Genomic DNA, 25,618 nt, shown 5'->3' on the forward strand with positions numbered 1-25,618 from the left:
CCCGCCCCCGAAAGGCAACGCCATGGTCCGCACGAAAGGCAACGCCATGACCCACCTCCGCTCCCCGCTGCGCCGCCGCTCCCTCACCGCGGGCGCCCTCGCCCTGACCGGCGCGCTGGCCCTGTCCGCCTGCGGTTCCTCCGGCTCCGGCGAGGACTCCGGCTCCGGAAGGACGCACACCGTCAGGACGGCCATGGGCGACGTGCGGGTGCCCGTGAGCCCCAAGCGGGTCGTCGTCCTCGACACCGCCGAACTGGACTCCGCCATCACCCTGGGCGTGAAGCCGGTCGGCTCCACCCACGTCGAGGCGTCCTCGGGCTTCCTGGGTTACCTGCCCAAGGACAAGGTCAGCGGCATCGAGGACGTCGGCGAGATGATGAACCCCAACATGGAGGCCATCGCCGGGCTCAAGCCCGACCTGATCCTGACCTCCAAGATCCGCCACGCCGCGAAGTACGACCAGCTCAAGAAGATCGCGCCGACCGTCATGACGGAGACGACCGGATACCCCTGGAAGGAGAACTTCCAGGTGCACGCCGAGGCGCTGGGCCGCCAGGACGAGGCGAAGAAGGCCGTCGCCGACTACACCGCGCACACCGAGAAGGTCACCCGGGCCATCGGCGGCACCGCGAAGGCCGCGCAGACCGAGGTCAACGTCCTGCGCTTCATGGAGGGCGCCGACATCCGCCTCTATGGCGAGCAGAGCTACATCGCCACGATCCTCAAGGACGTCGGCCTCGGCCGCGCGCCGATCTCCGCGAAGGCCAAGGACGGCTTCTCCTACGACCTGTCCCCCGAGAAGATCGACCTCGCGGACACGGACGTCATCTTCCGGTCCACGTACGGCGATCCGAAGAAGGCGAAGGAGACGCAGACCGTGGACAGCGGCCTGTGGAAGAACATGAAGGCGGTCAAGTCGGGCAACGTCCACACCGTCGACGACGAGCTGTGGATCCAGGGCATCGGCTACACGGCGGCGGCGAAGATCCTCGACGAGCTGCGGGCGGACCTGACGGAGAAGGACTGACTCACGGCCGTTGCCGCTGCGACCTCCACAGCAGGAAGAGCGCGGAGGCGACGGCCGCGCCGCGCACGACCCACGGCCAGGTCCCGGCGATGGCGTCGCTCATGTGTCCGTCGCGGATCGGGTCGCCCCAGCGGCCCTCGCCGCGCCCCCACAGCCAGGTGATCCCGGCGGCCGCGACGAGCCCCGGCAGGCCCAGGGCGGCCCACTTGGCCTCGGCGCGGGTGAGTTTGCGGGAGGAGTAGGCGATCAGCCAGCCGCCGCCCAGGGCGAGCCAGTTGCCGAGGACGGCGCCGACGGTGAGGAGCGCGGCGGCGAGGACGAGGAGGGGGTTGGCGAGTCCGCCGCCGGTACGGGGCAGGCGCGGCACCCAGCGCCGCCGAGGCGCTTCCTCGACCGCCTCCTCCTCGCCGTCCTCGCCGTCCTCCCCGTCTCCCTCGTCCTCTCCCCTCCCGGTCTCCTTGCGGAGGGGGTCGTCGTCCTTGCCCGGCGGGGGCTTGAGTATCTCGGGGATCTCCACGCCGCCGACGAAGCCGGGGACGCTGTCCGCGAGGCCGAACGGGCTGCTGTCCACGCGCCACCAGTCCGGCTCCGAGCCGCTGGGGCCCAGTTCGTCGGTGCCGGCGAGGTGCGGGGGCGAGGGCTGCGGCGGGAGGCCCGGCTCGGGGGCGGGGGACTGCGGGGAGTCGGGGGCGGTGGTGCGGCGGGGGCGGGGGACGATGCGACGCAGCCGCCCGGCGGTCGGGGTCTCCTCCTCCGCTCCGTCGCCCTCCTCCGCCTCCTTGCGGAGGCGTGGCCTGCCGGAGCGCTGGCGCGGTACCGCGGCGCGGGGCGTGTCCTGCGCCGTCGCCGGGGGCGCGTCGCCCGCGGCCTCGACGACTTCCTCGGGGGTGCCGAGGCGGGCGAGGATGCGGCGGACCGCGGCGGGGGTGTCCAGGGGGGACTTGGAGCGGCTGCGGTCGATGCGGGTCCTGAGGTCGGAGACCAGGCGCATTCTTGTGCCGGATGGCAGCTGGTGCTGCTGGGCCAGGTCGCCGACCCGGCTCAGATAGTCGTAGACCAGCTGGTCGCTCTCGATCCCCACGAAGTCCCCTCCGGGGCAGGTCCGTTGATCCCCCGCCTCGCCAGACGGTACCGCGTCCCGGCTGCGCCGGGGCTTGAGCCACGGTCATCGCCGCCCGGCGCCGGGGTTCTTCCCCGCCTGCGCCGGGGTGGGTGCCTCCTTCATCGCTGCCCGGCACGGGTCGGCTACGCCGGGCTGGAGCCACACTTATCGCCGCCCGGCACCGTCCGGCTGCGCCGGGGCTGGGGCCACACTTGTCGCCGCCCGGCACCGGGGGCTGTGCCCACCCGTTCCGCCCTGCGGAACGCCTGCCCACAGCGAGAGCGGCCAGTTCACCACCGTGCCGCCGCCCACAGCGGGGGCGGCCAGATGCCCACCGCGCCGTCGACCACAGCAGGAGCGGTCTGCTGCCAACCGGCCGCAGCGCGGGCACACCGACCCCCACCGGGCCGCACGCGCCCGACCGGCCCGAGGGGACGTGGGGGTATGTGCGAACGGAGCACCGAGCCAGCTCTGGCGTCTTTGGACTTGAGGCGGGGCGCAGGGATGGCGAGTACGCACATACCCCCGCGGCCCCGCCCCCGAGACGGGAAAAGGCGGACCAGCCCAAGGCGCCCCGCCAGACGCCCGTGTCGGGCGCGGTAGGGTCAGCCGGCGTGAGAGTACGGAGAGTAGCGGTGCCGTCACCCTTCGGGGTCGGGGTGGGGTTGTTGGTGGTGGGGGCGGTCTGTGGGCTCGGGGTGGTTTGTGGGGCGCACGGGCTGCCCATGGCCGACGCCCTCGTCTACCGGGCCGAAGGCGCCGCCGTCGTCCACGGCGACGACCTCTACGGATTCACCGTCACCCGGTGGGAACTCCCCGCCACCTACCCCCCGTTCGCCGCGCTCCTCTTCGTGCCGACGACCTGGCTCCCCCTCCCCGCCCTCAAACTCACCTTCCTCCTCGGCAACATCGCCCTCCTCGCCCTCCTCATCCACCTCTCCCGCACCCTCACCGGCCGTCTCCCCCTCCGCCCCGCGCACCTCTGCGCCGCCACCGCCCTGGCCCTCTGGCTCGAACCCGTCTTCCAGACCGTCCTGTTCGGACAGATCAATCTGGCACTGGCCTGCCTGGTCCTCTGGGACCTCACCCGCCCGCCCGGCACCCGGGCCGGACGCACCCGGGCCAGAGGCGTCGCGGTCGGCATCGCGGCCGGGATCAAGCTGACCCCCGCCGTCTTCATCGCGTACCTCTTCCTCACCGGCCGCACCCGCGACGCCCGCACCGCCACCGCGTCCTTCGCCGGGACCGTGCTGCTCGGCGCGCTCGTACTGCCCGCCGCCAGCGTGGAGTTCTGGACCCGGCGCGTCTTCGAGACGGGCCGGGTCGGCAAGGCGTGGATCGTCGACAACCAGTCGTTGCAGGGGCTGATCGCCCGCGTCCTGCACACCGCGGAACCGGGCCTCGCCTGGGCGGCCCCCGCCGCGCTGACGGCCGTGGCGGGGCTGTGGCTCGCCCGCAGGACGGCCGGGGCGGAGCCCCACGCCCTGCTCGTGACCGCGTTCACGGCCCTGCTGGTCTCCCCCATCAGCTGGTCCCACCACTGGGTGTGGTGCGTACCGCTGCTCGCCCTCCTGGCCGCCGAGGGCAGGCCCCGCCTCGCCGTCGCCGTGGCCGCGCTCTTCACGGCCCGTACGTTCTGGCTGCTCCCGCACCAGGGCGACCTGGACCTGCGACTGCCGTGGTGGCAGCAGCCGTTGGCGTCGCCGTACGCGCTGCTCGCGCTCGCGCTGCTGCCGATGTTGAGTACGTACCTGAGTACGCGGACAGAGGTGCCGCACCCCCGCCCGGGGATTGACTCGCCCCATGGACACGGAAGCAGAAGCCACGACGGAGTCGCGCGCGGCGTGGGCCGCCCGTAACGCGGCCCACGCCGCCGCGCACCCCGTACCGCCCCCGTCCCGCATCCTCGGACCGGCCCTGGCGACCCCCGTCGTGCTGCTGCTCCTGACGCTCGGCTGGTTCCTGGTGGAGCTCGACGCGGAGCTCGGCGGCGCGTCGTCGCGGCAGCACCAGGACCTGCTGGCCCGCTACCTGCTGGCGCTGTTCGCGGGCCTCGGCTGCCTGGCGGCGGCCTGGCTCACGCCGCGCGACTCGCGTGCGGCGTGGCTGCGGACGGCGTTCGCCGCCACGGCGGTCGTGGCGGTCCCGGCAGGCATCCTGTCCGGGGGCTGACCCCCCGGGACCCGGGCCGGGCCGTCACCGGGCCGCGCCCCAACAGCGCCCCACCCGCGCCTCAGCCGCCGCTGAGCAGCTCGTCCGCGTCCACGATCCGGTACGCGTACCCCTGCTCGGCGAGGAACCGCTGGCGGTGCGCCGCGAAGTCCTGGTCGATCGTGTCCCGCGCCACCACCGAGTAGAAGCGGGCCTCGTGGCCGTCCGCCTTCGGCCGCAGCACCCGGCCGAGCCGCTGTGCCTCCTCCTGCCGGGAGCCGAACGTGCCCGACACCTGGATGGCGACGGTGGCCTCCGGCAGGTCGATGGAGAAGTTGGCGACCTTGGAGACGACCAGCACGCTGATCTCGCCCTCGCGGAACGCGTCGAAGAGCTTCTCGCGCTGTGCGTTCGTCGTCTCGCCCTTGATGACGGGGGCGTCCAAGTGGGCGCCCAGCTCGTCGAGCTGGTCGATGTACTGGCCGATGACGAGGGTCTGCTCCCCGGCGTGCTTCTTGACGAGCGCCTCCGTCACCTTCCGCTTGGTCGCGGTCGTCGCGCAGAAGCGGTACTTCTCCTCGGCCTCCGCGGTGGCGTACGCGAGCCGCTCGCTGTCCGTGAGGTTGACCCGCACCTCGACGCAGTCGGCGGGCGCGATGTAGCCCTGCGCCTCGATCTCCTTCCACGGGGCGTCGAACCGCTTGGGCCCGATGAGCGAGAAGACGTCGGACTCGCGCCCGTCCTCGCGCACGAGGGTCGCGGTGAGCCCGAGGCGGCGGCGCGCCTGGAGGTCGGCGGTGAACTTGAAGACGGGCGCGGGCAGCAGGTGCACCTCGTCGTACACGATCAGGCCCCAGTCGCGGGAGTCGAAGAGCTCCAGGTGCGGGTAGATGCCCTTCCGCTTCGTCGTGAGGACCTGGTACGTGGCGATGGTGACCGGCCGGATCTCCTTCTTCGTACCGCTGTACTCACCGATCTCGTCCTCCGTCAGCGACGTCCGCTTGACCAGCTCGTGCTTCCACTGGCGGGCGGAGACGGTGTTGGTGACGAGGATGAGCGTGGTGGCCTTGGCCTGGGCCATGGCACCGGCGCCGACGAGGGTCTTGCCCGCGCCGCAGGGCAGCACGACGACCCCGCTCCCGCCGTGCCAGAAGCCCTCGACGGCCTGCTGCTGGTAGGGCCGCAGCGACCAGCCGCTCTCGTCGAGGTCGATCTTGTGCGCCTCGCCGTCGACGTATCCGGCGAGGTCCTCGGCGGGCCAGCCGAGCTTGAGGAGCGTCTGCTTGATCTGGCCGCGCTCTGAGGGGTGCACGACGACGGTGTCCGGATCGACCCGGGTGCCGACGAGCGGCTGGATCTTCTTGGAGCGGAGGATCTCCTCTAGGACCGGCCGGTCGGTGGTGGTGAGGACGAGCCCGTGGACGGGGTGCTTGGAGAGGGTGAGGCGGCCGTAGCGCGCCATCGTCTCGGCGACGTCGACGAGCAGCGCGTGCGGCACGGGGTAGCGCGAGAACTCCACCAGCGCGTCCACGACCTGCTCGGCGTCGTGCCCGGCGGCGCGGGCGTTCCACAGGCCCAGCGGGGTGACCCGATAGGTGTGGATGTGCTCGGGAGCCCGTTCCAGCTCCGCGAAGGGGGCGATGGCACGGCGGCAGGCGTCGGCCCGCTCGTGGTCGACCTCGAGCAGGAGGGTCTTGTCCGACTGGACGATGAGGGGACCGTTCACGCGAGCGCCCTTTCCTTAGGCCAAACGTCCAGTGTGCCGCATGGGCCCGGCACCGAGGGCTGACTCGCCTCCGGGCCGGCCGGGCTCCGCACACCGCCCGCGGGCCCGCACGAGCGCGCCCGGTCCGATGAAACACGCGCGGCCGGCGATCTCTTCCGACCCGCTAACGTGAACCGGATGAGCACCGACGAGCCGCAGCCCACGGACAGCGCCACGGACAGCGCCCCCGACGGCGCGCCCACACCGCCGCGCCCCGCGGACGCGCCACGCTCTCTCGCCGAAGCCCTCCGGTCGCGCGACGACGACGCCCTCGCCACCCTGCTCCACACCCGCCCCGACCTGCTCAGCCCCGTCCCCAACGACGTCACCCAGCTCGCCACCCGCGCCGGCACCCGCGCCTCCGTGGTCCGCGCCCTCGACCGCCTCGACCGCTTCGCGCAGCAGGTGGCCGAGACGCTCGCCGTGGCGCAGGACCCGACGACGTACGACGAGGTCCTCGCGCTCCTCGCGGGCGACGACGGGGACGACGGCATCGAGAAGGCGCTCGGCCGCGCCCTCGGCACGCTGCACGAGCAGGCCCTCGTCTGGGGCCCCGACGACCGGCTGCGGCTGGTGCGCACCGCCCGCGAGCTCCTCGCCCCCACCCCGCAGCACCCGTCCCCGACGGGCCTCGGCCCGACCGTCGCCGAGGCCACGGCCGGAATGTCGCCGACCCGGGTGCAGGACATCGTCGTGGCGGCCGGGCTGGCGAGCACGCACGACCCGGTGTCGGCCGTCGAGTCCCTCACCGCCCTGTTCACGGACCGCGGGCGGATGTCGGCACTGCTGGACGAGGCGCCCGCCGAGTCGGTGGAGGTGCTGTCCCGGCTGGTCTGGGGTCCGCCCTACGGCCAGGTCACCGCGGACCCCGCCCGTCATCTGCGCTGGCTCCTGGACCGCGGCCTGCTCCTGCCGACCGCGCCCGGCACGGTCGTCCTGCCCCGCGAGGCCGCGCTGCACCTGCGCGCGGGCCGGGCACAGCGCGCGCCCGAGCCGCAGCCGCCGGCCGTGGGGGCGGCGCGCGAGACCCGTCCACAGGTTGTGGACGCGACGGCGGCCGGACAGGCGTACACCGCGCTCGCCACCGTCGAGGAACTCCTCAAGGACTGGGACGAGGGCGGCCCCGCGGTGCTGCGCGCGGGCGGTCTGAGCGTGCGGGACCTGAAGCGGACGGCGGTGGCGCTGGACGCGGCGGAACCGCTGGCCGCGTTCTGGGTCGAACTGGCCTACGCGGCGGGCCTGCTGGCCTCCGACGGCGAGGCCGACGAGCGGTACGCGGCGACGCCCGCGTACGACGAGTGGCAGGAGCTGCCCGCGGCCGAGCGCTGGACGGCGCTGGCCACGGCGTGGCTCGCGGCGACCCGGACGGCGGGGCTGGTCGGCGGGCGCGACGGCAAGGACCGCACGCTGTCCGCGCTCGGCCCGCACCTGGACCGCTCGGTGGCGCCCGAGGTGCGCCACCGGGTCCTTTCGCTGCTCGCCGCGCTTCCCGAGGGCACGGCGCCGGTGCCCGACGCGGTGCTGGCCCGCCTGGGCTGGGAGCGGCCCTCGCCCGGGGCGCGGGACCTGCGCGACCGGATCGCCCGGTGGACGCTGGACGAGGCGGAGTTGCTGGGCATCACGGGCCGGGGCGCGCTGTCGGCGCACGGCAGGGCGCTGCTGTCGGGCGGCGGCGCCGGGCGCCGCGGGCCGGACGCGGACGCCCCCGCCGAGCAGGCCCTGGCCGCCGCCCGTGCCGCGCGGGCCCTCGCGCCGCTGCTGCCCGAGCCCCTCGACCACGTGCTCCTCCAGGCCGACCTGACCGCCGTGGCGCCCGGCCCGCTGGAGCGGCCGCTCGCCGAGGCGCTGGCCGTGCTCGCCGACATCGAGTCCAAGGGCGGCGCCACGGTCTACCGCTTCACGCCCGGGTCCGTGCGGCGCGCGCTCGACGCCGGGCAGGCGGCGTCCGACCTGCACGCGTTCCTTGCGGCGCACTCCCGGACGCCCGTTCCGCAGCCCCTCGCGTACTTGATCGACGACGTGGCCCGCAGGCACGGGCACCTGCGCATCGGGGCGGCCTCCGCGTACGTGCGGTGCGACGACGAGGCGCTGCTCAACGAGATCCTCGCCGACAAGCGCGCGCAGGGGCTGCGGCTGCGGCGGCTCGCGCCGACCGTGCTGGCCGCCCAGGTGGACCCGGGCGCGCTGCTCGACGGGATCCGCGCGATGGGGTTCGCGCCGGCCGCCGAGTCGCCGGAGGGCGACGTCCTCGTCACGCGCGCGCACGCCCGGCGTACGCCGCCCCGGTCGGCGCCCGAGCCGGTGCCGGACGGGCCTCCGGTGCCGGACGCCACGCTGATCACGGCGGCCGTGCGGGCGATCCGGGCCGGGGACGTGGCGTCCACGGCGCCGCGCAAGGCCGCGCCCGAGGGGGCGGCGGGGGGTGGGCTGCCGCGGTCGGCGGCGGCCGAGACGCTGGCGACGATGCAGGCCGCGGTGCTGACGGGGGAGGCGGTGTGGATCGGCTACGTCAACGCGGACGGGGCGGCGAGTCAGCGGGTCATCGCCCCCGTCCGGGTGGAGGGTGGCTTCGTCACGGGCTACGACCACACGGCGGACGAGGTCCGCACGTATCCCTTGCATCGCATCACGGGTGTAGCGGAACTGGCCGACGACTAGCCTCCGGCCGGGTCCGTCCGGCTGCGCCGGGGCGGGCGCCCCCTTCATCGCCGCCCGGCACGGTCCGGCTGCGCCGGGGCTCGGGCCACGGTCATCGCCGCCCGGCACCGTCCGCTTCCCGGCGCTCCGCGCCGGGCCTTCCCCACCCACCCACCCGTTTACCCCGCACCGCCCTGCGGGACCGGCTGCACCGGAGCGGGAGCCACACTTCCCGCCACCCGGCACCGGGGGCTGTGCCCACCCTTCCCCAAGCTCTCGGCTTCGCTCGAGCAGGGGAGACCCCACTCGCCCTGCGGAACGCCTGCCCACAGCAGGGACCACCGACGGCCGGTTGCCGCCCTACGGCCCGAGGGGACGTGGGGGTATGTGCGAACGGAGCACCGAGCCAGCAATAGCGCCTTTGGACTTGAGGCGGGGCGCAGGGATGGCGAGTACGCACATACCCCCGCGGCCCCGCCCCCGAGACGGGCAAAGGCGCGGCACCGTCCAAGGCGCCCCCGCCAGACGCCCGCAGCCCCACCCCACAGCCGAACCCAAGGCGCACCGTCCAAGGCGCCCCGCCAGAATTCGTTCGCACCCTCACCTGCCCCTCGCCTAAGATGCCCCCTTCCCCCGCCTCCCTCCGCGGAGCGCCGTCGGCCGGTCGGTAACCGGTCGGCAGGTAGAGAGACAGCCGACGCAGTGCACGAAGCAGAGGCCCGCACACGACACCGCTGAACCGCCGGAGGCACCCCGTGCATGCGCACGCCGACCCTGATCAGTCCGCCGACCCCCTCGCCCGGGAGCGAGGGCACCTCGCCGCGTCCCGTTCCGCGCTGCGCGCCATGCGCGAGGACGCCGAGGCCCTCGACATCCGCGACGTCACCGCGAACTGGGTGAACGCCGCCGTCCTGGAACGGCAGCTCGACGAGCGGATCAAGTCCCTCGCCGATCTGGCCCACACGCCGCTGTTCTTCGGCCGCCTGGACTACCTGCACGCCCCCGGCGCCGAGCAGGCCGAGGGCGCCGACGGCGAGCAGTTCTACATCGGGCGGCGCCACGTGCACGACGCCGACGGCGACCCGATGGTCATCGACTGGCGCGCGCCGGTCTCGCAGCCGTTCTACCGGGCCTCCAAGAAGGACCCGATGGACATCGCGCTGCGCCGCCGCTTCGGCTACACGGGCGGCGAGCTCACCGCGTACGAGGACGAGAACCTCAGCGACGCCACCGAGGACGAGCGGACGAGCAAGCTGCTCCAGCAGGAGATCGAGCGCCCGCGCGTGGGCCCGATGCGGGACATCGTGGCGACCATCCAGCCCGAGCAGGACGAGATCGTCCGCAGCGGGCTGAGCGGCAGCGTGTGCGTCCAGGGAGGTCCGGGGACGGGCAAGACGGCCGTGGGCCTGCACCGGGTCGCGTATCTGCTGTACGCCCACCGCGAGCGCCTCGCCCGCACCGGCACGCTCGTCATCGGGCCGAACGCGTCCTTCCTGCACTACATCGAGCAGGTGCTGCCCGCGCTCGGCGAGCTGGAGGTCAAGCAGGCGACCGTCGACGACCTGGTCGCGCACGTGGAGGTGCGCGGCACGGACGAGGCGCCCGCCGCCCTGGTCAAGGGCGACGCCAGGATGGCGGAGGTGCTGCGCAAGGCCGTGCGGTCGCACGTGACGATGCCCACCGAGCCCCTCGCGGTCGTGCGGGGATCCCGCCGCTGGCGCGTACCCGCGTACGAACTGGAGGAGATCGTCGGCGAGTTGCTGGCCCGCGACATCCGCTACGGCGCCGCCCGCGACGCCCTGCCGCAGCGCATCGCGCACGCCGTCCTCGTCCGCATGGAGCAGGCGGGCGAGGCCCCGGACGACCGCGTGCAGGACGCGGTGGCGCGCAACGCCGCGGTGAAGGCGGCGGTGAAGGCCGTGTGGCCGCCCGTCGACCCGGCGAAGCTGGTGCTGCGGCTGCTGTCCGACGCGGAGTTCCTCGCGGCGCACGCCGAGGGGATCCTGAGCGAGGACGAGCAGAAGACGGTGCTGTGGGCGAAGCCCGCGCGGAGCGTGAAGAGCGCCAAGTGGTCGGCCGCGGACGCCGTGCTGATCGACGAGGCGAGCGATCTCGTCTCGCGCACGCACTCGCTCGGGCACGTGGTGCTCGACGAGGCGCAGGACCTCTCCCCCATGCAGTACCGCGCGGTGGGGCGGCGCTGCACGACCGGTTCGGCGACCGTACTCGGCGATCTCGCGCAGGGCACCACGCCCTGGGCGACGCGGAGTTGGGCGCAGGCGCTCGGCCATCTCGGCAAGGGCGACGCGGTCGTGGAGGAGCTGACGGCCGGTTTCCGTGTGCCGCGCGAGGTCATCGCGTACGCGTCGCGGCTGCTGCCCGACATCGCGCCGGGCCTGGCGGAGGTCGACTCGGTGCGTGAGGCGCCGGGTTCGCTGGACGTGCGGCGGGTCGGGGACGCCGCCGGGCTGACCGCCGCGAGCCTGGCGGCCTGCGCCGATGCGCTGCGCCAGGAGGGGTCGATCGGGCTCATCGCCGCGGACGCCCGCGTGCCCGCGCTCGCCGAGGCGCTGACGGCGGCCGGGCTGACGTACCTCTCCCCCGGCGAGGAGACCACGCCGGACACCCGGCTCACGCTGGTCCCGGCGTCGCTGGCCAAGGGCCTGGAGTACGACTACGTGGTGCTCGACGAGCCCGCCGCCGTGGTGGACGGCGAGCCGGACGAGCGGACGGGCCTGCGCCGGCTGTACGTGGCGCTGACCCGTGCGGTGTCCGGCCTGATCGTCGTGCACGCGGCCGGACTGCCCGCGCAGCTGGCCTGACGCCCGGTCAGTCGCCCTTCCGCGAGGTCCCCTTGGCACCGTCCGCCGTGGACACGGCGGACGGCGCTCCGGCGCCCGCCCCCATGGACGGCAGGTGCGTCACGACGAGCACGATGCCCGCGAGGGTCACGATGCGCGTGGCCGCGTCCAGGCCGTTCCAGTCCTCGGACTGCCACATGGCGAACCACTCGCCGCCGATGCCGATGAAGCCCACCCCGAAGAGGAGGAGGAGCATCAACAGGCCGATGGTGCCCGCCCGTTGGGCCCGGCGCAGGCCTTCGGGCCGCCGCAGCGCGCGGGCCCACAGGACCGTCGCGGTGCCGAGGACGAGCGCGGCGAGCGTCTCCCAGGCGATGATCCCGACGTAGGCCGCATCCTGCAGTCCGGTGGACGTCACCGACCGCCACATCAGGTCGTCGTCCTTGAACGTGGTGTCCATCGCCAGGACATGGCGTACGAACTGCTGGTTGGAGTCGAAGTCGGTGATGTTCCCGAACGCGACGAGCGCGATGTAGAGCGCGACCGTCCCGGTGAGCAGCGTCGCGGCGACGGGCAACGTCCCGGCCGCGAGTATCCGCTCCGCGGGACGCGTGTTGTCAGCTGGTGTCGGCATGAGGTCCCCTCCGTGTCGATCCAGTTGTATCGCGCCCCGCGGCGGAAAGATCAATCGTCGACCGCGGCCCGCCACTGGGCGACGGCGGCGGCGGAGACCGGGGCCGACCAGCCGTCGGGGCGCGCGGCGCCGCCGATGTGGAACGCGTCGACGCCGGCGGCCTTCAGGCCGGGCAGGTGGTCCAGGCGCAGGCCGCCGCCGATCAGGAGCTGCGGGGCGTACCCCGGTTCGCCGCGCCGGGCGGCCTCGGCGAGCAGCGTGGGCAGGCCGTCGTCGACGCCGGCCGCGGAGCCCGCGGTGAGGTAGGTGTCCAGGCCGGGCAGGTCGGCGAGCTGCTTGCGCAGGGCGTCGCGGTCGGCGGCGCGGTCGATGGCGCGGTGGAAGGTCCACCGGCAGCCGTCGAGGGCGGCCACGACGGTCTCGACGGCCGCGAGGTCGGGGCCGCCGTCCTCGTCGAGGAAGCCGAGCACGAACTCGTCGGCGCCCTCGCTCCTGAGCTCACGGGCGCGGCGTACGAGCGCGTCGACGTCGCCCGCGGCGAACCCGTCGGCCAGGCGCAGCATCACGCGCAGCGAGATGTCGACTCCGGCGCGGATCGCGGCGAAGGTCTCGCGGGACGGGGTGAGGCCGTCCGCGGCCATGTCGGTCACCAGCTCGAGGCGGTCGGCACCTCCGGCCTGGGCGGCGACGGCGTCCTCGACGTCGAGGGCGATCACCTCCAGGACTGCACGCTTGCTCATGGATGTCTCTTCCTTCTGGTCGCGGTCCCAGTCACATAGGTCTAGTCCAATTACCACCCTACGCGCAGAACACCCCGGCGCGAGCCGAGTCGCTCGCACCGGGGTGGCGGATGTGGCCGTCGAGACGGATCAGGACAGTGGCTTGAACCCCCGCAGCCGGAGGCTGTTGCCGACCACGAAGACCGAGGAGAAGGCCATGGCCGCACCCGCGATCATCGGGTTGAGCAGGCCGGACGCGGCCAGCGGAAGGGCGCCGACGTTGTAGGCGAAGGCCCAGAAGAGGTTCGACTTGATCGTGCCGAGGGTGCGGCGCGAGAGCCTGATGGCGTCCGCCGCGGCCCGCAGGTCGCCGCGGACCAGCGTCAGGTCGCCCGCCTCGATCGCGGCGTCCGTGCCGGTGCCCATCGCCAGGCCCAGGTCGGCCTGGGCCAGGGCGGCCGCGTCGTTCACGCCGTCGCCGACCATGGCCACGCTGCGGCCCTCGCCCTGCAGCCGCTTCACGACGTCGACCTTGTCCTGCGGCATGACCTCCGCGATGACGTGCTCGGGGGCGATGCCGACCTCGGCGGCCACCGACGCGGCGACGGCCTTGTTGTCGCCGGTCAGCAGGATCGGGGTCAGACCCAGCGCGCGCAGCCGCCGGATCGCCTCGGGGCTCGTCTCCTTCACCGCGTCGGCGACCTCGAGGACCGCGCGGGCCTCGCCGTCCCAGGCGACCGCGATGGCGGTGCGCCCGGCGGCCTCGGCCTCGGCCTTGGCGCGCTCCAGTGCGACGGGCAGGTGGATCGCCCACTCGGCGAGCAGCTGGGTGCGGCCGACCAGGACCGCGTGGCCCTCGACGACGCCCTGGACGCCGAGGCCCGCGACGTTGGCGAAGTCCTCGGGGGCGGGCAGCTCGCCCACCCGCTCGGCGGCACCGGCGGCGACGGCCTGGGCGATGGGGTGCTCGGAGGAGTGCTCCAGGGCGCCGGCCAGGCGCAGGACCTCGTCCTCGGTGGCGTTGTCGGCGGTGTGGACGGCGAGCAGGGTCATCTTGCCGGTGGTGACGGTGCCGGTCTTGTCCAGGACGATGGTGTCGACCTTGCGGGTGGACTCCAGGACCTCGGGGCCCTTGATCAGGATGCCGAGCTGGGCGCCGCGGCCGGTGCCGACCATGAGGGCGGTCGGGGTGGCCAGGCCGAGCGCGCAGGGGCAGGCGATGATCAGTACGGCGACGGCGGCGGTGAACGCGGCGGTCAGGCCCGCGCCGTTGCCGAGCCAGAAGCCGAGGGTGGCGAGCGCGAGGCCGATGACGACGGGCACGAACACCGCGGAGATCTTGTCGGCCAGGCGCTGGGCGGCGGCCTTGCCGTTCTGGGCGTCCTCGACGAGCTTGGCCATGCGGGCGAGCTGGGTGTCGGCGCCGACGCGGGTGGCCTCGACGACCAGGCGTCCGCCGACGTTGAGGGTGGCGCCGGTGACCGCGTCGCCGGTGGCGACCTCGACGGGCACGGACTCGCCGGTGAGCATGGAGGCGTCCACGGCGGAGGAGCCCTCGACGACCCTGCCGTCCGTGGCGATCTTCTCGCCGGGCCGGACCAGGAAACGGTCGCCGGTCTTCAACTCGCTCACGGGAATGGTCTCTTCGCGTCCGCCCTCGCGGAGCACGGTCACGTCCTTGGCGCCGAGCTGGAGCAGCGCCTTCAGGGCCGCGCCGGCCTTCCTCTTGGAGCGGGCCTCGAAGTAGCGCCCGGCGAGGATGAAGGCGGTGACACCGGCCGCGGCCTCCAGGTAGATGTTCCCCGCGCCGTCGCTGCGCTCGATGGTCAGCTCGAAGGGGTGCGTCATGCCCGGGGTGCCCGCGGTGCCGAAGAACAGCGCCCACAGCGACCAGAGGAACGCCGCCGAGGTGCCGACCGAGATCAGCGTGTCCATGGTGGCCGCGCCGTGCCGGGCGTTGGTGAACGCCGCCTTGTGGAAGGGCCAGGCCGCGTACGTGACGACGGGTGCCGCCAGCGTGAGGGACAGCCACTGCCAGTACTCGAACTGAAGGGCGGGGACCATCGCCATCGCGATGACCGGCACCGAGAGCAGGACGGCGGCGGTCAGGCGCTGGCGCAGCGGCGTCAGCCCGTCGTCGGCCTCCTCCTCGGCGCCGTCGCCCTGCGCGCCGGACTCCGTACGGACGGGGGCGGGCTCCTGGGCGGTGTATCCGGTGGCCTCGACCGTGGAGATCAGGTCCTGCACGGAGACGTCCGCGCCGCGGTAGCTGACCTTGGCCTTCTCGGTGGCGTAGTTGACGGTCGCCTCGACGCCGTCCATGCGGTTGAGCTTCTTCTCGATGCGGGCCGCGCAGGAGGCGCAGGTCATGCCACCGATGGCGAGTTCGACCTCGGCGGTGGGCGCCGCCTGGGGGGCGCCGGGTGCGGTGGTGGACATCTCTGCGGACTCCTCGTGACGTGGGCGGAGGAAGAAGCGGTCGCCCGGTTCGGTGGTGCCGGTGCCGCGATACCCGGGGCGGGTACCGCTGACGAGATCCATGTATACCCCCAGGGGGTACCCAGCGCAAGAGGGATCCAGGACTTGACTTCATACCCCCAGGGGGTATCTTCGTGTCCATCGAGTCCGACCGGCCGGAACCACCGGACGGGGATCACCCAGGGAGCCGTCATGAACACCGGACTGAAGATCACCGCATTCGCCGCCGCCGTCGCCGCGACCTTCGGTACCGCGTACGGAGTGGGACAGGTCATCGACCCCGTCACGGAGAAGAAGCCGGCGGCTCGGCACGGAGAACACGACGGCGGCCCGCAGAAGGAGAAAGAGATGAACGGCGAACACGAGGGCGCGCAGCACGCGGGCCACGGCGAGAGCACCCCCGGCGGCCTCCAGGTCTCGGAGCGCGGCTACACGCTGGACCTCAGGACGGCCCGCATCGAGGCGGACCGCAAGGAGGAGCTCCGCTTCGCCGTCGTCAAGGACTCCTCGGGCAAGAACGTCACCGCGTACGCGAAGGAGCACGACAAGGAGCTCCACCTGATCGTCGCCTCACGCGACCTGAACACCTACCGCCATCTGCACCCGACCCGCGCGGCGGACGGCACCTGGTCGACGAAGGTCGAACTGCCCGAGGCCGGCGGCTACCGCGTCTTCGCCGACTTCCGCCCCGAGGGCGCGAAGGAGGGCCTCACCCTGGGCGCGGACCTGGCGGTGGCGGGCGCGTACGGGCCGAAGGACCTGCCCGCGCACAGCACCACCGCGAAGGTCGACGGCTACGACGTCACGCTGAAGGGCGACCTGAAGACGGGCGCGGGCGGCGACCTCACGCTGAACGTGGCGAAGGACGGCAGGCCGGTGACCGACCTCCAGCCCTATCTGGGCGCGTACGGCCACCTGGTCGCGCTGCGCTCGGGCGACCTGGCCTACCTCCACGTGCACCCGAACGGCGAGCCCGGCGACGGGAAGACGAAGGCGGGACCCGGCATCTCGTTCATGGCGGCGGCCCCCAGCAAGGGCGCGTACCGCCTGTTCCTGGACTTCAAGCACGAGGGCAAGGTCCGCACGGCGGCGTTCACGGTGCACGCGGGCGGCGGACACGGTGACGCGGAGAAGGACGGCGCCGAGCACGGCGGCACGGAAGAGGGCGGCGGCCACCAGCACTGACGACCGACCGCCCCCTGTGCGCCCCGAAGGTCAACCGGCCTTCGGGGCGGACGCGTTGCCCCCGGGCGCCACGGCGGCGAGCGCGTCGACGCTGCCGGACATGACGGCGCGGATGTGCTCGGTGAGGTGCTCGACGGGCCAGTCCCACCAGGCCAGTTCGAGCAGCCGGGCCACGTCCTCGTCGCCGAAGCGGCGCCGGATCAGCCGGGCCGGATTGCCGCCGACGATGCCGTAGTCCGGCACGTCGTCGACGACGACGGCACCCGAGGCGATGACGGCGCCGTGCCCGATCCGTACGCCCGGCATGACCGTCGACCGGTAGCCGAACCAGACGTCGTTGCCGACGACGGTGTCGCCGCGCCCCGGCAACCCGCTGATCAGGTCGAAGTGCTCGCTCCACGACCCGCCCATGATCGGGAAGGGGAACGTCGAGGGCCCGTCCATCCGGTGGTTGGCGCCGTTCATGATGAACCGCACGCCCTCGCCGAGCGCGCAGAACTTCCCGATGACCAGCCGCTCGGGACCGTAGTGGTAGAGCACGTTGCGGGTCTCGAAGGCGGTCGGGTCGTCGGGATCGTCGTAGTAGGAGAAGTCGCCGACCTCGATCAGCGGCGAGGTCACGAGCGGCTTGAGCAGCACCACGCGCGACTGGCCGGGCATGGGGTGCAGCACGTTCGGGTCGGCGGGCCCGGAGGGCGTGGCGGAGGTGTTGTGATCGTCGGACATCCGTCCATGATCCCCGTCAGCCGAAGAGGACCAAATCCTTTTCCGTGGCGCCCGCGAGCTCGTACCGCGTCCCCGTCAGCGGCCGCCCCGCGCAGAGCCGGACCAGGGTCGGCGCGTCGCCGATGTAGCGGGCCGGGGGCCTGCGCCCGTCGGTGGCACCGAGGATCAGCGGCTCGTCGAGCCCGTCGACGTCCGCGTGCACGGTGAGGCCCCGCGCCCCCGTGCCGAACGCCGACCTGCTGTGCGCCGCGAGCAGCACGAGCGCGTCGGCGAGCCCGTCGCCGCCGTACGCGCCGGGCTTCCCCCACGCCTCGCGCACGTCGCCGGCGTGCACCCACTCCCCCACCGCGACGCCGTCGAGGAGCCCCTTGGCCTCGGCCAGCACGGGCCCGGCCTCGGTCATGCCGCGCTCCAGCTCGTCCACGACACGGGAGTGGGGCCAGTCGGCGCGTTCGGCGATGTCGCGCTCATTGCTCTCGGGCGAGTACACGCCCTCCTCGAAACGGCTCTCCACGACCCGCGTCAGCGCGGAGCCGCAGTGCGCGAGCAGATGCCGCACGGTCCAGCCGGGACAGCAGGTGCGGAGGGCGTACGCGTCGTCGGGGGCCGCCCTCAACAGCGGTATGAGGGCGTCGCGTTCGGCGATGAGCAGGCGCCCGGCGCGCTCGGGTTCGTACGTCTCTTCGGCGGTCGTCGTCATGACGGCAGCCAATCGCCTGAGCAGCCACATGGCAACGGACGGGCCGGAAGTATCCGGCCCGTCCGGTGTTCGGGGACGAGTACGGCGGAGCCGACGACGGACGGCCACCCCGTCAGACACCCACCTTCTCCTCCTCGGGGACGGAGTCCCCGCGCATCACCAGCAGGGTGACCGCACCGGCCGCACCCGCGAGGGCGGCGGCGCCCGCGAACGCGGCGCCGAACCCGTCCGTCAGGGCCGGCAGGTTGCCCAGCTCGCCCGCGCCCCGCGACGTCGCGAGCGCGGTGAGCGCGGCGAGGCCGAGCGCCGAGCCGACCTGGTAGGTGGTGTTGACGATGCCGGAGGCGAGCCCCGCCTGCTCCCGCGGGACGCCGGACATGGCGGCCATCATCGCCGGGATGTAGGCGAGGGACATGCCGAGCGCGGCGACCAGCGAGGCGGGCAGGACGTCGGTCACGAACGATCCCGTCGGACCGAGCCGCGACAGCCACAGCAGGCCGAGCGCGAGGACGAGCAGCCCGCCGCCGATGAGGTTCCTGGCCCCGAAGCGGCCGAGGAGGCGGGCGGTGACGGCGGTCATGAGGACCATCAGCAGACCGGTCATGGGCAGCAGGGCCGCGCCGCTCTCGAACGCCCCGTACCCCATGACCTGCTGGAGGTAGAGGTTGAGGAAGTACCACATGGGGATCCAGGCCGCGCCGAGCAGCGCCGTCGCGAGGTTGGCGGAGCCGAGCCGCGGCACGCGCCACACGTTCAGCGGCATCAGGGGCTCGCGGACGACCTTCTGTACGACGAGGAAGAGGGCCAGCAGGGCGGCGGCACCGGCGAGTTGCAGGACGGTCCCGGCCGAGCCCCACCCGGTCTCCGGCGCGCGGACGACGGCGAAGACGGCGAGCGCGAGACCGGCGGTGACGGCGGCGGCGCCGAGCAGGTCGACCGAGCCGCGCCTGCCCTCGACGGCGGGCAGCAGACGGGTCGCGGCGAGGGTGGCGAGGCCGATCGGCACATAGATGGCGAAGATCCAGGGCCAGCTCAGCCACTCGGTGAAGACGCCGCCGAGGAAGACGCCGGCCGTGCCGCCCGCGGGGGCCGCGGCGCCGTAGAGGGCCATGGCCTTGCCGAGCTCCTTGGGGTCGTGGCCGAAGAGCATCATCAGCAGGGTCATGGCGGCGGGCGCGATGAGCGCGCCGCCGGCGCCCTGCACGGCGCGCCCGACGACCTCGACCGTCGCGGTCTGCGCGGCGGCGGCGAGGACGGATCCGACGATGAGCACGACCCAGCCGGAGACGAAGACCTTCCGCGCGCCCAGCAGGTCGGAGAGGCGCCCGCCGAGGAGCAGGAGCCCGCCGAAGGCGATGACATAGGCGTTGAAGACCCACTGCAACTCGCCCTGCGAGAAGCCCAGGTCCTTCTGCATCTCGGGGAGCGCGACCCCGATGATCGAGGTGTCCATGATGACCATGAACTGTGCGGCGGCGAGCACGAGGAGCGCCCACCAGCGTCTGGGATCGGCGGTTTGCATGACAGTTCCCCTCCACGGACCAAGAACGACGACTCGATACCCCCTAGGGGTATGAGCCGCTGACGCCAGGGAAGCTAACATACCCCCTGGGGGTATGCAATGGCCCGGCGGCTAGGGTGGCCGCATGGCCGACGACAAGGACCTCCACGCCCGCTGGGCCACCGCCCTGCTCCGCGCGAGCCGGGGCAGCCCCGACCCCGCCCCCTACGCGGACCGCCTCCTGGCCCGCTGGGCCGAGCCGCAGCGGCGCTACCACACCACCGCGCACCTGACGGCGGTCCTGGACCACGTCGACGTACTCCAGGAGCACGCCGACGACCCCGAGCTCGTCCGCCTGGCCGCGTGGTTCCACGACGCGATCTACGCGCCCGACCGCTCGGAGAACGAGGAGCGCTCGGCCCGCCTCGCCGAACGCGCCCTGGCCGAGGCCGGGCTGAGCGAGGAGGCCGTCGCCGAGGTCGCCCGCCTGGTCCGCCTCACCGTCACCCACGACCCCGCCGAGGACGACCGCAACGGCGAGGCGCTGTGCGACGCTGACCTGGCGATCCTGGCGGCGGCCCCGGACGCGTACGCCGCCTACGCGGCCGCGGTCAGGGAGGAGTACGGGTTCGTGCCCGACGAGGCGTTCCGCGCGGGGCGGGCCGAGGTGCTGCGCCAACTCCTCGCGCTGCCGCGGCTGTTCAGGACCGCGCACGGGGCGTCCCACTGGGAGGGCCCGGCCCGCGCCAACCTGGCGACGGAACTGGCCCTGCTCGACGCCTGACGGCCGCGGCTCCCGGCACCGTGAAAACCGGCGGCCCGCCGCCCGCGGCTCCCGTACTCTCACCGCATGCTTCTCATGGGCGGGGACCGGATCGACGAGGCCGTGGCACACGCGGCGAAGGTGCTGCGCGCGGTCGCGGACCGCGACTGGGGCGTCAAGGCGGGCGGCCTCGACTGGAGCTGCCTGAAGACCGCGGAGCACATCGCGGGCGACTTCGTGTTCTACGCGGGCCAGCTGACCGGCCGGGCCGCCGACGCCTACGTGCCCTTCGAGGTCGTCCTCGACGAGGGCACCACCCCCCAGGGCGCGATCGAGGTGATCGAGGCGACCGGCGGCATGCTGTCGGCGGTCGTCCGCACGACGCCGCGGGAGGTGCGGGCGTACCACCCCTATCCCTCCGGTGCCGCCGACGCGACGGGGTTCGCGGCGATGGGGGTCGCGGAGGTGCTGCTCCACACGCACGACATCGCGCAGGCGCTGGGGGCCGACGCCGAGCCGCCCGCGGACCTCTGCGAGGCGGTCCTCTCCCACCTCTTCCCGCACGTGCCGCCGACGCCGGCGGGCGGCACGCCCTGGACGACGCTGCTGTGGGCCACGGGGCGCGGCACGCTGCCGGGGCGCGCGGCGCTCGTCCCCTGGCGCTGGCACAATCCGCTCTCGCTGCCGGCCGGGCCCGTCGTGCTGCGCGAGGTGACCCCCGCGGCGGCGATGGACCTCGCCGCGGGCGGCACGGGTGGGCTCACCTGGATCGACGGCGGGCCCTTCGACGGGACGCGGCGGGCCGCGGAGATGGTGACGAAGGCGTACTTCGGCGGGGTGCACCGGCCCATGTGGGGGCTGTACGCGGTGGTGCGGGCGGCCGACGAGACGGCGGTCGGGGGCATGGGCTTCCACGGGCCGCCGGACGAGAACGGCTGCGCCGAGGTCGGCTATGACCTCGCGGAGGCGGCGCGGGGGCGGGGGTACGCCACGGAGGCGCTGCGCTCGCTTTCGGGGTGGGCGTTGCGGCAGCCCGGCGTGACGTCGCTCCTGGCGGTCATCGAGGCGACGAATACGGCGTCGCAGGGTGTGGTGACCCGAGCGGGGTACGTCCGCCTCGCCGACCGGGACGTCCACCACGCGTACGGCCTGCGCCGGGCTTGAGCCGCTCCCTCAGCACCCGGCACGGTCCGGCTGCGCCGGGGCTTGAGCCACCTTCATCGCCGCCCGGCACCGGGGTTCGTCCCCGCCTGCGCCGGGGCGGGCGCCACCTTGATCACCACCCGGCACGGGTCGGCTGCGCCGGGGCTGGAGCCACACTTATCGCCACCCGGCACCGGGGGCTGTGCCCACCCGTTCCGCCCTGCGGAACGCCTGCCCACAGCAGGAGCGGCTACCCGGCCAGTGCCGCCGACCACAGCAGGAGCGGCCAGTTCGCCACCGCGCCGCCGCCCACAGCGGGAGCGGGCTGCTGCCCACCGGGCGCGGCGCGAGCACAACGGCCCCCACCGGGCCGCTGCCGCACACGCTCCCGAGGGGACGTGGGGGTATGTGCGAACGGAGCACTGAGCGGGCGATGGCGTCTTTGGACTTGAGGCGGGGCGCAGGGATGGCGAGTACGCACATACCCCCGCGGCCCCGCCCCCGAGACGGGAAAAGGCGGACCAGCCCAAGGCGCCCCGCCAGACGCCCGCGGCCCCGCCCCACAGACGAAGCAACCGCGCAGACGCCCGCCCAAGGCGCAGACGCCCACGGACCCGCCCCGCAGACGAACCCAAGGCGCACCAGCCCAAGACGACTCGGCAGACGCCACCGGACCCACCCCGCAGACGGACGAACAGCGCACCGCCCAAGGCTCAGGAGCCCGGGAATGTCGTGTTCCGGCGCAGTGTTCTGCACAGTCATGCCGAACCCCACCCCCAAGCCCGGCGCCGCCGCGCGTATGCCCGTCGCCGTCTACATGCTCGGCCTCGCCGTCTTCGCCCTCGGCACCAGCGAGTTCATGCTCTCCGGCCTCCTCCCGCCCATCGCCGACGACATGAACGTCTCCATCCCCCGCGCCGGCCTCCTCATATCCGCCTTCGCGATCGGCATGGTCATCGGCGCCCCCCTCCTCGCCGTGGCCACCCTCCGGCTCCCCCGCCGCACCACCCTCGTCACCCTCATCACCGTCTTCGGCCTCGGCCAGGTCGCCGGTGCCCTCGCCCCGTCCTACGGCGTCCTCTTCGCGTCCCGCGTCGTCAGCGCCCTCGCCTGCGCCGGGTTCTGGGCGGTCGGCGCCGCCGTCGCCATCGCGATGGTCGACTTCAACCAGCGCGCCCGCGCCATGGCCGTGATGATCGGCGGCCTGTCCATCGCAAACGTCCTCGGCGTCCCCGCGGGCGCCTTCCTCGGCGAGCACCTCGGCTGGCGCTCCGCGTTCTGGGCGGTCGGCGCCGCCTCCGCGATCGCCCTCGTCGGCGTCCTGACGCTCATCCCCCGCATCCCCCTGCCCACCGAGAAGCCGCAGCTCAAGAAGGAGCTGTCCATCTACGGCGACCCCCAGGTCTGGCTCTCCGTGGCGATCACGGCGCTCGCGGCCGGCGGCGTCTTCTGCGCCTTCTCGTACCTCTCGCCGCTCCTCACGGACGTGGCGGGCCTGTCCGAAGGGTGGGTCCCCACGATCCTCGCCCTCTTCGGACTCGGCGCCCTGGTCGGCACGACCATCGGCGGCCGGGTGGCGGACGCGCACCTCTTCGGCGTCCTCCTGAGCGGCATCGCCGCGTCCACCGTCTTCCTGGTCTCCCTCGCCCTGTTCGCCGCCGCCCCCGCCGCGGCGATCACGCTCTCCTTCCTCCTGGGCGTCTCGGCGTTCTACACGGCCCCGGCCCTGAACGCCCGTATGTTCAACGTCGCGGGCGCCGCCCCCACGCTGGCGGGCGCGACGACGACGGCCGCGTTCAACCTCGGCAACACGGGCGGCCCCTGGCTCGGCGGCACGGTGATCGACCTGGACTTCGGCTACGCGGCGACCGCCTGGGCGGGCGCGGCGATGACGGCGACGGCGATCGTGGCGGTGACGCTCTCGCTCCGCCTGCACCACCGCTCCGGCACCGGCCGCGTGGTCGCCGCCTCCGCCCCCGCCGAGACCGCCACCGCCCCGACGGCCGCACCCCACTGACACCGGCCCCCGCCGAGCGTCACCGCGGCCCCCTGCGCCCTCCCGAAAGGCACCGCACCCCGTCCACGAACACCGCCACCCCGAGGCAGAACAGCCCCTCGGGCGCGACGCCCCGCTCCGGCGCCCACACCCCGGCGAGGGTCCCGGCACCCCCCGCCGCGAGGGCGCCGAGCGTCACCGCCGCGCGGCGCGCCGCGCCCGCCACGCCCCGGGCGGCCCGCCCCGCCAGCCGGAACGGCGCCCGGGGCAGGGCCACTCGGGCCGTGAGCGAGACCGTCACGGTGGACGGACCGCTCGCTCCCACGTCCACGCGTACGCTCATGCCGCCGCTCCCGCCGTCGCGGCGGAGGCCTCGCACAGGCCCGCGTACCGCCGGGCCAGGCGCTTCAGCTTGCGCCGCACCCGCTCGCCGTACGCCTCGGGGAGCCCGGCCGCGGAGGCCGCGTCCTTCCAGTTGAGCCGGGGGTTCTCGGCGAAGACGCGGGCCACGGCGTGGTCGCGCGCGCTGTCGGCCGCGAGCTGCCGCAGGATCCAGCGCAGCCGCGGGTCCTCGATCTCCCGGCCGAGGACGAGGTCCTCGGTGCTCGGCACGGTGAGGGTGTCGGCGAGCGTGCCCAGATCGGTGCGGCCCGGCACCAGCGGACGGCTGAGCAGCTCGACGTACTGCCGGTTCTGCATGCGTTCCCACAGCGGTTTCCAGCGGGCCACCCACCTGCGCGCGATGAGCTTCAGGGCCTCGGTGAACGTGTGGTCCGCCGTGAGCGGGCCGCTGTCCCACTCGCCGTGCAGCAGCGCGTCGATGACCCCGTCCCGCCAGCTCTTCGCATCCCGCACACCGAGCCACAGCCGGGAGAAGGAGTCCACCGCCTCGTGGTCGCCGCGCAGGGCGGCGTCCCGGGCGGAGCGCGCCTCGGAGTAGGCACAGCGCGCCCACTCGGTCAGGGGGTCGGGCGCGTCGTCGCGGCGCGGGACGCCGCGTGCCAGGAAGCGCGTCAGGGTCAGCCACTCCACGATCGCCCGGGTCTTCCCGACACTGGTGTCCCCGGTGATGACGTACCTGCTCGGCTCGTGCCACAACAACTCGTAGGGCCAGGAAGGGAAGGAGAACGAGGGACCCGCCAGATGGTCCCTGGCCGAGTCCCAAGAGGCCCACAGCAGGTCACCCGTGGGCCGGATGAACGGCCGCGCGAGCCGCCGGGACACCGCACTCGGCGGCACCGCCAGGCAGGCCCGGGGCAGCGCCCACGCCCCGAACTTCTTTTCCTCGCGCCACCGTTCGACGTCGCGCAGCCCGTCGACGTCCGCCGGGTCGTGCCCGGCCCACGTCGCGCACCGACTTCCCTGGGTCACTTGGACCGCATGGGCCCCGGTCCGGATCAGTTCGTCCCTGTCCACCTTTTCCCGCTCCGCTCTGTGCCGCGTCTGCACGCGCTTCCCTGAGGTTTCACCCTCTAGGCGCGGCAGGGACCCGAAACGGCAAACAATTTTCGGGCGGGGCAGAACGGACCCAGGACGGCCGGCCGCACGGACGGACCTCAGCCGGCGGACCCGCCCGGCGCGGGCCGCCCCTTGGGCCGCCGCAGCCCCGCCCCCGTCAGCCTCCGCACCAGTTCCTTCGAGCCGATCCGCACCGCGCCCGCCCGCACCGCGTCCTCGTACCGCTCCGCGGGGACGTCGTAGTGGTCGCGCTCGAACGCGCGCGGCGGGCAGCCGATGCCCGCGGCGAAGGCGTGCAGCTCCTCGTACGAGACGTCGCTCACCAGGTGCGACCACATGCGGCCGTGGCCGGGCCAGGTCGGCGGGTCTATGTAGACCGTCACGTGAGCCCTCCCACCGGTGCCACGACCACGCCCGCCTTCGCGCACACCCAGTGCGGATCGGGGCCCAACTCCGGTTCCACGTCGAGCGCGTGCGGATCGCCCGAGCCGCAGACGGGGCACAGCGGCCACCGTCCGTACCGCTCCAGGAGCGCGTCCTGGACGTCCTGGGCGACGAGCCCGGCGACGTACTCGATGCCTTCGGGCCACTGCTCGACCCACCAGCGCCGGTGCGCCACCGACGCCTCGACGAGCGAGACCACCTCGGCCTCGGCGACCTCGCGGGCGACCAGGTCGGCGAGGACGAGTGCGCGAGCGGCGTGCAACGCCTGCTCCAGGGGGTCGATCGTGTCCATGCAGCAATTGTCACCCCACCCGCGCCACGGGCCGAAGGTCCCGCCCGGTCTCGGGACCAACGGGGTCTTGACCGGACAGACGTCCGAAAATATCTT

21 protein-coding genes are annotated in these 25,618 nt (G+C 73.8%); 9 read left to right on the forward strand and 12 right to left on the reverse strand.

Going from position 1 to position 25,618, the window contains the following annotated elements; all coding sequences use genetic code 11:
• The first annotated feature begins 46 nt into the window (after window positions 1-46).
• Window positions 47-1,027: an iron-siderophore ABC transporter substrate-binding protein gene (locus AB0L89_RS33745; RefSeq protein ID WP_365150043.1), complete on the forward strand. Its 981-nt coding sequence runs from the start codon at window positions 47-49 to the stop codon at window positions 1,025-1,027.
• 1 nt (window position 1,028) lies between these two features.
• On the opposite strand, the gene AB0L89_RS33750 is transcribed toward AB0L89_RS33745, so the two are convergent.
• Entirely contained in the window at window positions 1,029-2,108 is a 1,080-nt protein-coding gene (locus AB0L89_RS33750; protein WP_365149761.1) for a hypothetical protein, read from the reverse strand.
• 746 nt (window positions 2,109-2,854) lie between these two features.
• Here AB0L89_RS33750 and AB0L89_RS33755 point away from each other — a divergent pair.
• A complete protein-coding gene (locus AB0L89_RS33755; RefSeq protein WP_365149764.1) occupies window positions 2,855-3,988 on the forward strand; it encodes a glycosyltransferase 87 family protein in 1,134 nt (377 codons plus the stop codon).
• Window positions 3,933-4,301, forward strand: coding sequence for a hypothetical protein (locus AB0L89_RS33760; protein WP_365149767.1), 369 nt, complete (start codon window positions 3,933-3,935; stop codon window positions 4,299-4,301). Before AB0L89_RS33755 ends, AB0L89_RS33760 begins: the two co-directional genes overlap by 56 nt.
• Before the next feature lie 61 nt (window positions 4,302-4,362).
• Here the strand turns inward: AB0L89_RS33760 and AB0L89_RS33765 are convergent, their stop codons facing one another.
• Window positions 4,363-6,006 carry a DNA repair helicase XPB gene (locus AB0L89_RS33765; RefSeq protein ID WP_365149770.1) on the reverse strand — a complete coding sequence of 548 codons (1,644 nt, stop codon included), beginning with the start codon at window positions 6,004-6,006 and terminating at the stop codon, window positions 4,363-4,365.
• A gap of 177 nt (window positions 6,007-6,183) precedes the next feature.
• Between AB0L89_RS33765 and AB0L89_RS33770 the strand changes: the two genes are divergently transcribed.
• A complete protein-coding gene (locus tag AB0L89_RS33770; RefSeq protein WP_365149773.1) occupies window positions 6,184-8,703 on the forward strand; it encodes a helicase C-terminal domain-containing protein in 2,520 nt (839 codons plus the stop codon).
• 734 nt (window positions 8,704-9,437) lie between these two features.
• Window positions 9,438-11,504 carry an ATP-binding domain-containing protein gene (locus AB0L89_RS33775; RefSeq protein WP_365149776.1) on the forward strand — a complete coding sequence of 689 codons (2,067 nt, stop codon included), beginning with the start codon at window positions 9,438-9,440 and terminating at the stop codon, window positions 11,502-11,504.
• Between the two features lie 7 nt (window positions 11,505-11,511).
• On the opposite strand, the gene AB0L89_RS33780 is transcribed toward AB0L89_RS33775, so the two are convergent.
• The 3 genes from AB0L89_RS33780 to AB0L89_RS33790 all read right to left on the reverse strand — a co-directional run bounded on the left by AB0L89_RS33780 (window position 11,512) and on the right by AB0L89_RS33790 (window position 15,275).
• Window positions 11,512-12,117: a DUF2165 domain-containing protein gene (locus AB0L89_RS33780; RefSeq protein ID WP_365149779.1), complete on the reverse strand. Its 606-nt coding sequence runs from the start codon at window positions 12,115-12,117 to the stop codon at window positions 11,512-11,514.
• A 50-nt stretch (window positions 12,118-12,167) separates the two neighbouring features.
• Entirely contained in the window at window positions 12,168-12,857 is a 690-nt protein-coding gene (locus tag AB0L89_RS33785; protein WP_365149782.1) for a copper homeostasis protein CutC, read from the reverse strand.
• Between the two features lie 129 nt (window positions 12,858-12,986).
• Window positions 12,987-15,275 (reverse strand): heavy metal translocating P-type ATPase, encoded by a 2,289-nt coding sequence (locus tag AB0L89_RS33790; RefSeq protein WP_365149785.1) that lies wholly within the window; start codon window positions 15,273-15,275, stop codon window positions 12,987-12,989.
• Window positions 15,276-15,506: 231 nt separating this feature from the next.
• Between AB0L89_RS33790 and AB0L89_RS33795 the strand changes: the two genes are divergently transcribed.
• Window positions 15,507-16,499 carry a hypothetical protein gene (locus tag AB0L89_RS33795; protein WP_365149788.1) on the forward strand — a complete coding sequence of 331 codons (993 nt, stop codon included), beginning with the start codon at window positions 15,507-15,509 and terminating at the stop codon, window positions 16,497-16,499.
• 30 nt (window positions 16,500-16,529) lie between these two features.
• On the opposite strand, the gene AB0L89_RS33800 is transcribed toward AB0L89_RS33795, so the two are convergent.
• The 3 genes from AB0L89_RS33800 to AB0L89_RS33810 form a co-directional block, all read right to left on the reverse strand.
• Window positions 16,530-17,225, reverse strand: a complete 696-nt coding sequence (locus AB0L89_RS33800; RefSeq protein WP_365149791.1) for a CatB-related O-acetyltransferase — start codon at window positions 17,223-17,225, stop codon at window positions 16,530-16,532.
• Window positions 17,226-17,241: 16 nt separating this feature from the next.
• Window positions 17,242-17,925, reverse strand: coding sequence for a maleylpyruvate isomerase family mycothiol-dependent enzyme (locus tag AB0L89_RS33805; protein ID WP_365149794.1), 684 nt, complete (start codon window positions 17,923-17,925; stop codon window positions 17,242-17,244).
• 112 nt (window positions 17,926-18,037) lie between these two features.
• Window positions 18,038-19,447 (reverse strand): MFS transporter, encoded by a 1,410-nt coding sequence (locus AB0L89_RS33810; RefSeq protein WP_365149797.1) that lies wholly within the window; start codon window positions 19,445-19,447, stop codon window positions 18,038-18,040.
• 124 nt (window positions 19,448-19,571) lie between these two features.
• On the opposite strand from AB0L89_RS33810, the gene AB0L89_RS33815 reads away from it, so the two are divergent.
• From AB0L89_RS33815 to AB0L89_RS33825, 3 genes are all read left to right on the forward strand, one after another.
• A complete protein-coding gene (locus tag AB0L89_RS33815) occupies window positions 19,572-20,210 on the forward strand; it encodes a hypothetical protein (protein WP_365149800.1) in 639 nt (212 codons plus the stop codon).
• A gap of 66 nt (window positions 20,211-20,276) precedes the next feature.
• Window positions 20,277-21,353, forward strand: a complete 1,077-nt coding sequence (locus AB0L89_RS33820) for a GNAT family N-acetyltransferase (RefSeq protein WP_365149803.1) — start codon at window positions 20,277-20,279, stop codon at window positions 21,351-21,353.
• 778 nt (window positions 21,354-22,131) lie between these two features.
• The gene (locus AB0L89_RS33825) at window positions 22,132-23,349 is read left to right on the forward strand and encodes a Cmx/CmrA family chloramphenicol efflux MFS transporter (RefSeq protein ID WP_365150047.1); all 1,218 of its coding nucleotides are present in this window, start codon (window positions 22,132-22,134) and stop codon (window positions 23,347-23,349) included.
• A gap of 19 nt (window positions 23,350-23,368) precedes the next feature.
• On the opposite strand, the gene AB0L89_RS33830 is transcribed toward AB0L89_RS33825, so the two are convergent.
• The 4 genes from AB0L89_RS33830 to AB0L89_RS33845 form a co-directional block, all read right to left on the reverse strand.
• Window positions 23,369-23,671, reverse strand: a complete 303-nt coding sequence (locus AB0L89_RS33830; protein ID WP_365149806.1) for a hypothetical protein — start codon at window positions 23,669-23,671, stop codon at window positions 23,369-23,371.
• Window positions 23,668-24,699, reverse strand: a complete 1,032-nt coding sequence (locus AB0L89_RS33835) for a hypothetical protein (protein WP_365149809.1) — start codon at window positions 24,697-24,699, stop codon at window positions 23,668-23,670. Before AB0L89_RS33835 ends, AB0L89_RS33830 begins: the two co-directional genes overlap by 4 nt.
• 185 nt (window positions 24,700-24,884) lie before the next feature.
• Complete coding sequence (locus AB0L89_RS33840; RefSeq protein ID WP_365149812.1) at window positions 24,885-25,169, reverse strand: DUF4031 domain-containing protein; 285 nt, start codon at window positions 25,167-25,169, stop codon at window positions 24,885-24,887.
• Window positions 25,166-25,522 carry a hypothetical protein gene (locus AB0L89_RS33845; RefSeq protein ID WP_365149815.1) on the reverse strand — a complete coding sequence of 119 codons (357 nt, stop codon included), beginning with the start codon at window positions 25,520-25,522 and terminating at the stop codon, window positions 25,166-25,168. Before AB0L89_RS33845 ends, AB0L89_RS33840 begins: the two co-directional genes overlap by 4 nt.
• Between the last annotated feature and the right edge of the window lie 96 nt (window positions 25,523-25,618).

The sequence above is a fragment of the Streptomyces sp. NPDC052114 genome (assembly GCF_040680155.1).
GTDB lineage: Bacteria > Actinomycetota > Actinomycetes > Streptomycetales > Streptomycetaceae > Streptomyces.